This window comes from Endozoicomonas arenosclerae (assembly GCF_001562015.1).
GTDB lineage: Bacteria > Pseudomonadota > Gammaproteobacteria > Pseudomonadales > Endozoicomonadaceae > Endozoicomonas_A > Endozoicomonas_A arenosclerae.
This window is the reverse complement of the sequence record NZ_LASA01000094.1, coordinates 1-11,091: the sequence shown is the minus strand read 5'-3', so window position 1 is coordinate 11,091 and position 11,091 is coordinate 1. Positions and strand designations below refer to the sequence as shown.

General features: G+C 48.1%; 12 protein-coding genes and 1 pseudogene. 7 read left to right on the top strand and 6 right to left on the bottom strand.

All coding sequences use genetic code 11. The features are described from left to right. The coding region (locus tag WG89_RS30375) for a hypothetical protein (RefSeq protein ID WP_216638496.1) at positions 1 to 196 on the bottom strand (196 nt) is incomplete at its 3' end. Between the two features lie 245 nt (positions 197 to 441). On the opposite strand from WG89_RS30375, the gene adk reads away from it, so the two are divergent. The 5 genes from adk to WG89_RS15120 all read left to right on the top strand — a co-directional run bounded on the left by adk (position 442) and on the right by WG89_RS15120 (position 4,704). Beyond that, entirely contained in the window at positions 442 to 1,092 is a 651-nt protein-coding gene (gene adk / locus WG89_RS15140; RefSeq protein ID WP_062267594.1) for an adenylate kinase, read from the top strand. A gap of 168 nt (positions 1,093 to 1,260) precedes the next feature. Next, positions 1,261 to 1,932 carry a tRNA (adenosine(37)-N6)-threonylcarbamoyltransferase complex dimerization subunit type 1 TsaB gene (tsaB, locus tag WG89_RS15135; RefSeq protein ID WP_062267592.1) on the top strand — a complete coding sequence of 224 codons (672 nt, stop codon included), beginning with the start codon at positions 1,261 to 1,263 and terminating at the stop codon, positions 1,930 to 1,932. Positions 1,933 to 2,048: 116 nt separating this feature from the next. Next, the gene (locus tag WG89_RS15130) at positions 2,049 to 2,852 is read left to right on the top strand and encodes an undecaprenyl-diphosphate phosphatase (protein ID WP_062267590.1); all 804 of its coding nucleotides are present in this window, start codon (positions 2,049 to 2,051) and stop codon (positions 2,850 to 2,852) included. 245 nt (positions 2,853 to 3,097) lie between these two features. Continuing rightward, entirely contained in the window at positions 3,098 to 3,757 is a 660-nt protein-coding gene (locus WG89_RS15125) for a peroxiredoxin (RefSeq protein ID WP_062267588.1), read from the top strand. 161 nt (positions 3,758 to 3,918) lie between these two features. Then, positions 3,919 to 4,704, top strand: a complete 786-nt coding sequence (locus WG89_RS15120) for a class I SAM-dependent methyltransferase (protein ID WP_062267586.1) — start codon at positions 3,919 to 3,921, stop codon at positions 4,702 to 4,704. A 74-nt stretch (positions 4,705 to 4,778) separates the two neighbouring features. Here the strand turns inward: WG89_RS15120 and plsB are convergent, their stop codons facing one another. Beyond that, the gene (plsB, locus tag WG89_RS15115) at positions 4,779 to 7,259 is read right to left on the bottom strand and encodes a glycerol-3-phosphate 1-O-acyltransferase PlsB (protein WP_062267584.1); all 2,481 of its coding nucleotides are present in this window, start codon (positions 7,257 to 7,259) and stop codon (positions 4,779 to 4,781) included. A 210-nt stretch (positions 7,260 to 7,469) separates the two neighbouring features. Between plsB and WG89_RS30370 the strand changes: the two genes are divergently transcribed. After that, the gene (locus tag WG89_RS30370) at positions 7,470 to 7,652 is read left to right on the top strand and encodes a hypothetical protein (RefSeq protein ID WP_153301617.1); all 183 of its coding nucleotides are present in this window, start codon (positions 7,470 to 7,472) and stop codon (positions 7,650 to 7,652) included. Positions 7,653 to 7,751: 99 nt separating this feature from the next. Here WG89_RS30370 and WG89_RS15110 read toward each other — a convergent pair whose 3' ends face one another. The 3 genes from WG89_RS15110 to nth all read right to left on the bottom strand — a co-directional run bounded on the left by WG89_RS15110 (position 7,752) and on the right by nth (position 10,046). Further along, positions 7,752 to 8,138, bottom strand: a complete 387-nt coding sequence (locus WG89_RS15110; protein WP_062267582.1) for a hypothetical protein — start codon at positions 8,136 to 8,138, stop codon at positions 7,752 to 7,754. 42 nt (positions 8,139 to 8,180) lie between these two features. Further along, positions 8,181 to 9,311, bottom strand: coding sequence for a succinyl-diaminopimelate desuccinylase (dapE, locus tag WG89_RS15105; protein WP_062267580.1), 1,131 nt, complete (start codon positions 9,309 to 9,311; stop codon positions 8,181 to 8,183). Between the two features lie 102 nt (positions 9,312 to 9,413). Then, positions 9,414 to 10,046 carry an endonuclease III gene (gene nth, locus WG89_RS15100; RefSeq protein WP_062267578.1) on the bottom strand — a complete coding sequence of 211 codons (633 nt, stop codon included), beginning with the start codon at positions 10,044 to 10,046 and terminating at the stop codon, positions 9,414 to 9,416. Between the two features lie 183 nt (positions 10,047 to 10,229). Between nth and WG89_RS15095 the strand changes: the two genes are divergently transcribed. After that, the gene (locus WG89_RS15095; protein ID WP_153301616.1) at positions 10,230 to 10,862 is read left to right on the top strand and encodes a hypothetical protein; all 633 of its coding nucleotides are present in this window, start codon (positions 10,230 to 10,232) and stop codon (positions 10,860 to 10,862) included. 123 nt (positions 10,863 to 10,985) lie between these two features. On the opposite strand, the pseudogene WG89_RS32155 reads toward WG89_RS15095, so the two are convergent. Then, positions 10,986 to 11,091 (bottom strand): annotated as a pseudogene (locus WG89_RS32155) (IS5/IS1182 family transposase); the annotation flags it as partial.

Genomic DNA, 11,091 nt, shown 5'->3' with positions numbered 1-11,091 from the left:
AACCCGTGACAGTCGCCACATAGCGGCGTACCAGACCTTTTTGAGCCTTTCCAAGGGAGCGGTAACGGAAATGACTGAGAGTTAACTCTATCCATCGGTAACACTCATCTTTAGACTCCCAGCCAGGTTCTATGTCTGGGACATGTTCAAGGAAGTCGCTGACCTGATCCAGGGTCTTGATGAGTTTGGTGTTCATGATAATCTTCATCCTCTCATCATGAACGACATCCTGGACCTTTACAGGCTCAGTTCGTATTGGAAACCGGGCTTTTGTTCAGGCTCATTTTATATTGGAAGAGACTTCAACTTGTAACGTCGAGACTCTCTGTATATCCTTTGTGCCTTTTAAAATCGTCTTAACGAGGCTAGGAGCCTGTCGGATATATGCTGAATGCTATTTTCGGTCAGCCTCCCGGAGCCTTGTCAGACAGGAGCCTGTTCATGAGAGTGATTCTGTTGGGTGCCCCGGGTGCCGGTAAAGGTACGCAAGCCCAGTTCATCATGGAAGAGTTTGGTATTCCCCAGATCTCTACCGGCGACATACTGCGCGCAGCCATCAAGGAAGGGTCCGAACTGGGCCTGAAGGTAAAAGCTGTGATGGATTCCGGCTCACTGGTATCCGATGAAATCATCATTGAACTGGTGCAAGAACGTATTACCAAGGACGATTGTACGAAAGGCTTCCTGTTTGATGGCTTCCCAAGAACCATTCCCCAGGCTGAAGCACTTCGTGAAGCCGGTGTCGACATCGATCACGTGATTGAAATAGCTGTTGAAGACGAAGAAATTGTTCAGCGTATGGCTGGCAGACGTGTTCATCCGGGCAGCGGTCGTACTTACCATGTGGTGTACAACCCACCGAAAGTAGAAGGTAAGGATGATCAAACTGGTGAAGACCTGATTCAGCGTGATGACGATGCAGAAGAGACTGTTCGCAAGCGTCTGGGTGTATACCATGACCAGACTGCTCCGCTGGTAAACTTCTACCAGAATATTGAAGGTAAGACACGTTATACCCGTGTAGAGGGTGTTGGCAGTGTTGACGATATCAAGGCAAAAGTGATTGATGCTCTTAAGCCAGTAGCTGCCTGATAAGCACATTACTTGCTTTGAAGCTGAATGCTTGATGAAAAAGGACGCGTTTGCGTCCTTTTTTACGTTTTCAGGATACTGTCTCACGAGTGGGTCGCTATATAATGCCCCGTTGAATGAGATGGTCATTGGAGTTTTTCTGACTCCTGAATCTGCAGAGATATTTAGATGAAAATTCTGGCTCTTGATACGGCTACGGAAGCTTGTTCGGTGGCCCTGAACCTGGATGGCGAGATCGTTGAGCATTTTGAGCTGCTGCCCAGAAGGCACAGCCGAGAGCTGCTGGCAATGATTGAAAACCTGTTAAAACAACAGAATGTCACTCTTGGTGAACTTGATGCACTGGCTTTTGGTCGTGGACCAGGAGCGTTTACCGGGTTGAGAGTGGCGACCGCTATGGTGCAAGGGTTGGCTTTTTCTGTCGAAAAGCCTGTTGTGGAGGTGTCTACCCTCAGGGCGTTGGCACAGGAAGGCCTGAGAGTTCATCACTCAGATGCGGTACTGACAGCCATTGATGCACGAATGGGGGAAGTCTATTGGGGGGCATTCAGGGCAAAAGACGGATTGATGTATCCAGTAATAGACGAGGTGGTCATTGCTCCTGAAAAAGTCATTCAACCTGAAGGTGAGGGTCAATGGTTGGGTATGGGAACTGGCTGGCAATTCAGGGATCAGCTGTCTGCTGAAGTCATCAACTGTTTCCCCGAGGCTTATCCAAGAGCTGCAGATATAGCAATTCTGGCTGCGGCCGACTTTAAAGAAGGGCTTGCAGTACCCGCAGAAAGAGCCAGACCTGTTTATCTCCGGGATAAGGTGGCTCTCAAGAAGAGCGAACGATAACAAAGGTTCGTTCTACCAAAAAAACAGTCATGACTTAGGAGTGTTTGATTTCCTTAACAAAAAGGGTCAGTAACACCTGTCATGTCTGAAATACCCAGTTAAAGGGGGATGGCTTCGTGGACAGCCTGCAAATTATTATTCTTGCCCTGATTCAGGGCATTACAGAGTTTCTGCCTATTTCCAGCTCGGGTCATTTGATTTTACCTGCCCAGTTGTTGGGTTGGTCTGATCAAGGGCTGGCATTTGATGTGGCGGTGCATATTGGTACATTGGTCGCAGTCGTCGGTTACTTTCGTCAGGATTTGATTCGAATTGCCCTGGATTGGCTGGGCTCTCTTGCCGGTAAAGGTTCAACCTTTAACAGTCGGTTAGGCTGGTATCTGATATTTGCCACTCTGCCAGCCGTTTTAATCGGTTTTGTACTGAAGTCCATGGGGTTGGATGAAGCTATGCGCAGTATTGCTGTCATTGCCGGGACTACATTAATTTTTGGTGCTTTACTGGGTTGGGTTGATTACAAAGGTAAAAAAATTCAGCCTATTGAGAAGCTGACTTTTCGTCAGGCCATGTTTATTGGTTTTGCCCAGGCTATTGCTCTGATACCCGGTACGTCTCGTTCAGGTATCACCATGACGGCTGGATTGATGCTGGGTCTGACCCGTGAAGCTGCGGCACGTTTTTCCTTTTTACTGTCCATCCCTGTCATCATGGGAGCCGGAATGCTGTTGACACTGGATCTGGTAAAAAGCACTGCGCCGGTTGATTGGGGTGTATTAATCTCAGGTGCTGTTGTAGCAGCAGTGAGCGCATGGATTTGTATTCATTTCTTCCTGTCTTTCATTAATCGTATTGGCTTGATGCCTTTTGTCATTTATCGCTTCATTCTTGGAGCCGTTCTGATTGGTGTTATTGTCGTTTAAAAGAAGGCTGTATCCAGTTAGAACATAGCCACCCCTTCTCCCGGAATGGGTGGCTTAAAAATGAATCAAAAATCACTTTATTCCTTATTGTAAAAATACCTTCATTTTCAGCCTGTAAATTCCAGTTGATCATTTGCTTAAACAAGCTTTACTTCTCATAGATTGTAATTCGGGGCAGGTCGAGCAAGACTGCATCTGCGCCTGACATTCGTTTATTGGCTTAATACGGTGCCTGAGGAATTGATATGACTCTGAGAATTAATGACGTTGCCCCTGACTTTACGGCTCAAACCACCCGGGGCTCTATCCGCTTCCATGACTGGATTGGAGATTCCTGGGCCATATTATTCTCCCACCCAAAAGACTTTACTCCGGTATGCACTACCGAGCTGGGCTACATGGCTCGACTGCAGCCTGAGTTTGAGCGCCGTAATTGCAAGATAATTGGACTGAGTGTTGATCCGGTGGATGATCATGAGCGCTGGGCAAGAGATATTGAAGAAACTCAGGGCTATCTGCCTCAGTACCCTATGATTGGTGACACAGATCTGAATGTTGCCAAGCTCTACAGCATGCTTCCGGCTGATGCAGGTGAGACTTCTGAGGGCAGGACTGCTGCCACTAATGCTACGGTCAGAACTGTATTCATCATTGCACCGGACAAGCAGATCAAATTGATGATGACCTATCCCATGACGACGGGCAGGAATTTTGATGAAATCCTTCGGTCACTGGATTCTATCCAGCTGACGACAAAACACACTGTAGCCACTCCAGTGAACTGGCAGCCTGGTGAAGATGTCATTATTCCTCCTTCAGTAACAGAGGAAGAGGCCAAGAAAAAATTCCCTGAAGGTTGGAAAACTCTGAAACCGTATCTCAGAGTGGTTGCTCAGCCAGATTGAATGCGCCAGTTGTGAGTGTTATTTAATCCATCTAAAACAGCAGGGTGAAAGCCTTGCTGTTTTTTTCTTTTAGCGCTCCTGTAACTGAAAAAATTCAAGTTCTCAAACACACTGCCAATGTTAGAATCCTGTCCATCTTGAGATGAGGTGAGCAAGGACGAATGTCCAGTTCTGTATATGTACAAAGTCATCAGGATCCTGAAAAGCAGGCATACCTGGATGTTCTTTTTGAAAGTATCGATGGGGCTCAGTGGTTTTCAGAGAAAACCTGTACCGAGGATGCTTTGATTTTGGGCTTTGATGACGACAGGCTTTCATTGAAGCGAGTTTCCGGGAAGGAAAAGCCGATCCATGTTGATTTTGTAGGCGGTAAAGCCGGTCATCGTCGCAAGTTTGGTGGGGGTAAAGGGCAGAATATAGCCAAGGCTGTCGGCTTGAATAAAGGAGCAAAGCCCAGTGTCCTGGACGCCACCGGAGGGCTTGGACGAGATGCTTTTGTCTTGGCCAGTCTGGGTTGTCAGGTAACTGTCATTGAGCGCTCTCCCGTAATAGCGGCATTGCTGGAAGATGGGATCAAAAGGGCGATGGAAGATCCGGAAGTTTCAGGAATCGCTGCTCGCATGCGTTTAATAAAAAAAGACAGTCGGCAGGCAATGCAAGACAGGCAGGCAGCAGGTGAACAGTTTGATGTGGTTTATCTGGATCCCATGTTTCCCCACAAGGAAAAGTCGGCGGAAGTAAAAAAGGAAATGAAAGTTTTCCAGGCGCTGCTATCAGGAGATCCTGATGCAGATGAACTTCTGGAGCCAGCTCTGCAGCTGGCAACCTATCGAGTTGTGATCAAAAGGCCCAGATTGTCCCCGGAGTTAGGTAATATCTCACCGACGTATAAGCTGGAAGGGAAAGCCTGCCGCTACGATATTCATGCTTTAAAAGCGTTTGAATGAGCGCCTGATCCGTATTCTACGGCGAGAATCATTTCATCTTGGTGAAGACGTCATGATTCTCACCGTGGGTCAGATCAATGCTCTTCAATCGGAGCAGGTTGGGTCATGGTCGTCTGAAGAATGCTGTGACGCACTTCACTGGTCAGTACTTTGAATGCCTCGTCGGCAACCATCTTAACTTCCTGTCCAAAGTTCAGTTTATTGGTCTGGGTAATCTCGACCACATTATTCAGTCTTAACTGCTCAATGAAGTTTTTGAACAAGGCTTTGTCAAAGAACTCGGGGGCATTCAAGCCATGAATGATTGAGAGTCTTTGTGCCAGATCTCGACCCTGGTTTTCCAGTGTTTCCTGCTCAATGCTGCCACTGCCATTACTGATCAGCACGCTGATGACCATAAAGAAGCGTTCCAGCGTTTGGGCGATGGCCCGGGACAATACCGTCAGGGTGACGTACTGGGCAGAGCTGTATTCTGGTTGACGGTAGTAACCTTCGTGGTCACTGATGATCAAGCCTTCGCTTTCCAGTGTTTCCAGCCATTTACCAACGACTTTCAGGAAGCCTCGCTCACTCCATTTCAAAAAGAGTTCTGACTTGAGATAGGGGTACAGAATTGAGCAGACCCTGAAAATCTCTCGTTGCGTCATGGCGCTGTTATTGATGAACAGGCAGCTCAACAGGGAAGGCACTGCAAACATGTGCAGTACATTATTCCGGTAGTAAGTCATCATGACAGCCGTCTTTTCATCAAGACTGTAGACATCTCCCAGGGAATCGCTGAATTTGTTGAGTACATCCAGCTTCTCAACGTATCGAATGACGCTGTGGCCATCCAGGTCGGTGATGACGGTTTTGTCACTGTAAGGTGCTTTTTTGAGCAGCCTGAGATAGATCTCAACCAGAAGAACCAGTTCCTGTTCACCCAGGGCGTGGCGTGGTGTTGAAAGCAATGCCATAGCTACAAGGTTAACCGGGTTGACGACAGCGGCAGAGTTAATTTCACTGGCAATATTAAACGCCAGGGTATTGGTTGTTTTCTTCAACCACTGTGGCTTAAAGCCTTCAGAGAGGTCGTCCTGCCATTGTGGGGCTTCTTTATCCAGAAAGTCGCCCATACTGATGGGGTTGCCAAAGTTTATCCAGGCTTTGCCAAACTGATCCTTCAGTGCGGCCAATGTGCGAACAACGTCCAGTGGTGATTCTTTTTTCTTGCTCTTGCCCCTGAGCTCGCCCATATAGGTGCTGACTTCGAGCAGTTTTTCATAGCCGATATAAACCGGTACAAACATGACGGGTTTGCGGTTGTCTCTGATGAAGCTTCTCAGGCTGATTGAGAGCATGCCGGTTTTCGGGTTCAGGGTACGGCCGGTTCTTGAGCGTCCGCCTTCAACAAAATATTCAATCGGGAAGCCACGACTGGAAAGGGTATACATGTATTCATGGAAGACGGCGCTATAGAGCGGGTTGCCTCTGAACGTTCTTCTCATGAAGAAGGCACCGCCTTTACGCAGAATAGTACCCACCACAGGCATGTTCAGGTTGATGCCGGCGGCAATGTGGGGAGGTGTCAGTCCCTCATAGTACAGAGCGTATGACAGCAGCAGATAGTCGATGTGGCTGCGGTGGCAGGGGACATAGATAATGCTGTGCTTCTGGGACAGCTCTTTAATCGAATCGACGTTGTTAATGGATACGCCGTCGTACAGTTTGTTCCAGAACCAGGTCAGCAGGATATCCATGAACCGCAGTACAGGGTATGAATAGTCTGAGGCGATCTCATTGGCATACTGTCGTGCTTTGGTTTCTGCCTCAACCAGAGTGATCTCTCTGGCTGCAGCTTCTGCTTCAATAGCCTTGCGAATCTGGGGCGTATGAATCAGGCCGTTCACCAGAATTCTGCGGTGGGACAGGTCTGGTCCAATGACAGACTCCCGTAATTGACGGAAGTGAACTCTGAGGATTCGTCCCACTTTACGAAGGGTTCGTGAATGTTCCTGTCCTTCGTCTGCCATTTCTCTCAGGGACATGGCCTGATTGAAGTGAACCATGGTCTGTCTGCCGTGGAGCAGAATGGCGAGGAACTTGCTGAAACGACCGCCCAGACTGAAGTTCCAGTCAAACAGCAGCTTGAGAGCTGACTGCTCTTTATCCGGAGCCCGTCCCCAGAAAATGCTGACGGGTACCAGCTGTACATCCTGTTCAGGATGTTCTTCCGTTTCCCTGAGCAGGTTATCCAGAGTGTCTGCTGCTTCCGGGTGTTCTCTCTGCAGCAATACGCCTCTTTGCTGAGTTAGATAAAAGTAGGCCTGGTCACCGCTCTTTTTATCTTTATGAATAAAGGCGTAAGGCCTTGGAAGGCCTGCTTTTCGGCACTCATGTTCAACCACCATCAGGTCAGACAGAGAGCGATTGCGAATAACATAGCAGACAGGCTTGTCGGGCTGAATCCCAAGGCTTTCTGCAGTGTTGTTATGAACTGTGGTTCTCACCCAGGTGAACAACAGCTTTCTCAAACTGTGAAACAAAAAGCGACTGAGAGTATTGGGTTTCTGCATGGAGCTGGCCGCGGCCTGAAATCAAGAGGGTAAATGGCTATTTTATCATGAAAATTCTGCTTTACTCGTTGCTCAAGAAGCATCGGAAACAAAGCTGATATTTTCATTTTGATCGCCCACCGGGGTGTGGTTCTGTCAGAGAGCCGTTAAATTGATCATAAGGCTGTTTGACGCATCCAGAGTAAGGCGGGTTAAACCGAGGATTCTAGCTTGAATATAGGCAATGGCGCAAAGAAGAAAGTGGATATCTGGCAAGATAGAGTAGGACTTTCGTCAGAATTTATGCTTATGGGCTTGTCTGAAATTAACTTTCTTGTTGAAACCCTCTCAAAACCCGTTCGGGCTGAGCCTGTCGAAGCCCAGCACCATGACCCTTCGACAAGCTCAGGGTGAACGGAATTCGTATGTAAATCGGGAAGTTATAAATCCTGTGGTAGGTCTAGGAAACAGCCAGAGGTAGATTGTAGTGTTTCCTCTGACTGTTTAAACACTTCAGAGGGCATTGGGCCAGGAGACAGTGCTTTCTTCACCGGTTTCTGTCATCTGCCACCACTCGTCCATGTCTTCGCCATCAGACCAGGGCGCTGCATTGGCTCTGACGCGACATTTGCCAAAATTATTCAGACTTCTGGCGCAGGCCATGTCATCTTCCCATGGAGTTTTATTGGCTTTGAACCAGATGCTGGTCCAGGCTTTCCCCACAGCATTAGTCACAATCATGACGGGTGTTGCACCATCATTGCTGTGAAGCAGGAAGTCATTGACATTCTTGCCTGTACTCAACACTTCAACATCATCAAAGTGAGCCTTGAGCCATTTCTGGATTATCTCGAGGCTCAGATCCTTGACATAAATTTCTATATCTTCAACGTTGTTCATAGAGGTCTATAGCATTAGAAAACGGTCGAAAGATGCTTGAGATCATGCCAGCAGCCGCTTAAGGATACCCTGATAGATCCTGCTCAGATCGTCAAGGTCGCTGGCCTTTACGCATTCGTTCACTTTATGGATGGTAGCATTAACCGGACCCAGCTCCACTACCTGGGCACCTGTTGGAGCGATAAAACGGCCATCGGAAGTACCACCTGATGTTGACAGCTCTGAATCAATACCGGTTTCTGCTTTGATGGATTCCTTAGCTGCATTCACCAGCGCGCCTGGACGAGTCAGGAAAGGCTGTCCGCTGACATGCCATTCAATATCGTACTCAAGGCCATGTTGATCCAGGATCGTCAGGACTCTTTCCTGAAGCTCCTTATCGGTGACTTCAGGTGAGAAACGGAAGTTGAAGTTCACTTCGCATTTACCAGGAATCACATTGCTGGCGCCTTCACCGGCATGTATATGCCAGATCTGGAAGCTGGTGGGTGGGAAGAAGTCATTGCCCTGATCCCATTCTTCACCCGTCAGTTCTGAGAGCGCCAGGGCTACTTCATGAACTGGGTTTCTTGCCAGGTGAGGGTACGCAACGTGTCCCTGTATACCGCGAATAACCAGATGACCGTGCATGGAGCCACGGCGGCCATTCTTGATGATGTCACCTACCTGATGAGTACTGGACGGCTCGCCCACGATGCACCAGTCAATCTTTTCGTTACGGGCTTCCAGATGTTCAATGACTTTTACTGTGCCATTTTTTGCCGGGCCTTCTTCGTCACTGGTAATCAGAAAAGCAACAGAGCCCTTGTGATCCGGGTTTTCAGCAACGAAGGCTTCACAGGCGGTTACCATGGCGGCGAGACTGCCCTTCATATCGGCGGCACCACGTCCCAATAGCATGCCATTTTCATCAACGCAGGGAGAAAAGGGAGGGTTGTCCCATTTTTCTACAGGCCCTGTGGGCACTACGTCGGTATGGCCTGCGAAGGCAAGAACCGGCGCTGAATCACCCCGGCGCAGCCAGATGTTTTCCACTTCGCCAAACCGCAGCTTTTCCACTTTGAAGCCCAGGGGCTCCAGTCGGCTGATCATCAGATCCTGACAACCTTCGTCTTCGGGGGTGACGGAAGGACGCTGAATCAGGTCTATGGCAAGTTCAATTGTAGGGGTCATGTGCGGCTTGTCTGTTCTTTCGTTAGGGCTCAGGTAATAGGACCTGAGTATAATTTCTTCGCGTTGAGTGTTGATTGTACCACTTTGGCCTGATTTTGTTCGTCAGGAGGTTTTTTCCTTGAACTCACAGAGGTCTTCAATAATGCAGCTGCCGCACTGGGGTTTTCTGGCTTTGCAGACGTAACGACCATGCAGAATCAGCCAGTGGTGGGCATCCAGCAGGAATTCTTTGGGAACCAGTCTCACCAGTCTTTTTTCAACCTCCAGAACGTTTTTGCCTGGAGCGATACCGGTGCGGTTGGAAACCCGAAATATATGTGTATCTACAGCCATCGCAGGTTGTTTGAAAGCTGTGTTAAGAACCACGTTGGCGGTCTTTCGGCCTACACCGGGTAACGCTTCCAGGGCTTCACGGGTGTCCGGTACTTCGCTGGCATGTTGATCCAGTAGAATCCGGCAGGTTTTGATGACATTCTCAGCCTTGGCATTAAACAGGCCGATCGTCTTGATGTATTCCTTCAAGCCATCAATCCCCAGATCAAAAATGGCCTGGGGGGTATTGGCTACCGGAAATAATTTGTCAGTGGCTTTATTTACACCCACATCGGTGGCCTGGGCTGACAGAATTACGGCGATTAAAAGCTCAAACGAGGAGGAATAATTTAATTCCGTCGTCGGGTTGGGGTTCTGGTCCCGCAACCGGGTAAAAATCTGTGTCCTTTTTTCCTTGTTCATCCGGTTTTCCTGAAAAGCCAGTAAGTTAAGAAAAGCCGTTTGCCTGAGCTCTCTATACCAATGAGGTCAGCAAAAGGGATGCCGGGGCAAAATAATGAAGGCGATTCTAGCATGATGGAGCGAAAGCTCATGAAAGAAGGCTATATTTTCTATATTCGATGAATTTTCTCAGGCATGGATGCCATGATTTCTAAAACTTTGTTATTGCTTGCTGGCTTTTTCCTGCAATCCTGCTTTGCATCTGATTCTGAAAGTATATTTACCCGGGGAAAAATCAGTAGCCTGGTCACCAATGCGGCTGAAACTTTTACTGGCTACTATTCGGCAAATGATTATCTCTGTGGGTCTGTTAATGTGATGCTGGCTGAGGGGTGGGATATCCTCAAACTTAAAATCACCAATGGTTCCATCCAGAATCAATTTCAGTTCAAGCAAAGCCGAATTGACCGCAGTGTATTCAGGCCTAATGGTTACAGTACTAACCTCCTGCAAGTGAAGCAGCTGACTGGCTATGTCTCTCTGGCCAATATCTACTGGTCTGTGAATCCTATCGATTTCACCATCTCCTTGAAGAACAGAAAGAGTTCAAAGATTTTGCAATTTCGAATCCAGAAAGAAGTTTGCAGTTTGACTCAGGTAGGTCCTGTTTTGGTTGAGCAGCTTACTAGCGAAGATGTGCGGTGGCTGGTTAAAAACTCTGTACTGGATGATCAGGCCCGACGGGTTGGCTGGGCCCATAATGCTTTTTTCACCCCAGCCTACGTGATTCTACCCTCACCAAAGAAGTGGCCAGCATTAGGCAGTATGCCAAATTAGGGAACCTGCGAATAACCTCTAATTTACTTCCCTTCTTGAATCGAGTTCGAAGTAGGACTGAAATCAGAGGTCTCAACCCCTTATTTGTATGATATTTAGCCACTTTCGTGACTTCAGGGCGGACTAACCCTGTGCCCGGATCATTTGATCCAGTCGAACAATATTCGCCAGGGCAAATAAAGTAGACAGTTTATTGTCATTCTTCTTCAAACCTCGATACCTGGCTTTT

Excerpts from the sequence above, each read along its gene's own strand:
- tsaB (WP_062267592.1), top strand. The coding sequence starts at position 1,261 with ATGAAAATTCTGGCTCTTGATACGGCTACGGAAGCTTGTTCGGTGGCC.
- adk (WP_062267594.1), top strand. The coding sequence starts at position 442 with ATGAGAGTGATTCTGTTGGGTGCCCCGGGTGCCGGTAAAGGTACGCAA.
- WG89_RS15095 (WP_153301616.1), top strand. The coding sequence starts at position 10,230 with ATGATTTCTAAAACTTTGTTATTGCTTGCTGGCTTTTTCCTGCAATCC.
- WG89_RS15125 (WP_062267588.1), top strand. The coding sequence starts at position 3,098 with ATGACTCTGAGAATTAATGACGTTGCCCCTGACTTTACGGCTCAAACC.
- WG89_RS15110 (WP_062267582.1), bottom strand. The coding sequence starts at position 8,138 with ATGAACAACGTTGAAGATATAGAAATTTATGTCAAGGATCTGAGCCTC.
- plsB (WP_062267584.1), bottom strand. The coding sequence starts at position 7,259 with ATGCAGAAACCCAATACTCTCAGTCGCTTTTTGTTTCACAGTTTGAGA.
- nth (WP_062267578.1), bottom strand. The coding sequence starts at position 10,046 with ATGAACAAGGAAAAAAGGACACAGATTTTTACCCGGTTGCGGGACCAG.
- dapE (WP_062267580.1), bottom strand. The coding sequence starts at position 9,311 with ATGACCCCTACAATTGAACTTGCCATAGACCTGATTCAGCGTCCTTCC.
- WG89_RS15120 (WP_062267586.1), top strand. The coding sequence starts at position 3,919 with ATGTCCAGTTCTGTATATGTACAAAGTCATCAGGATCCTGAAAAGCAG.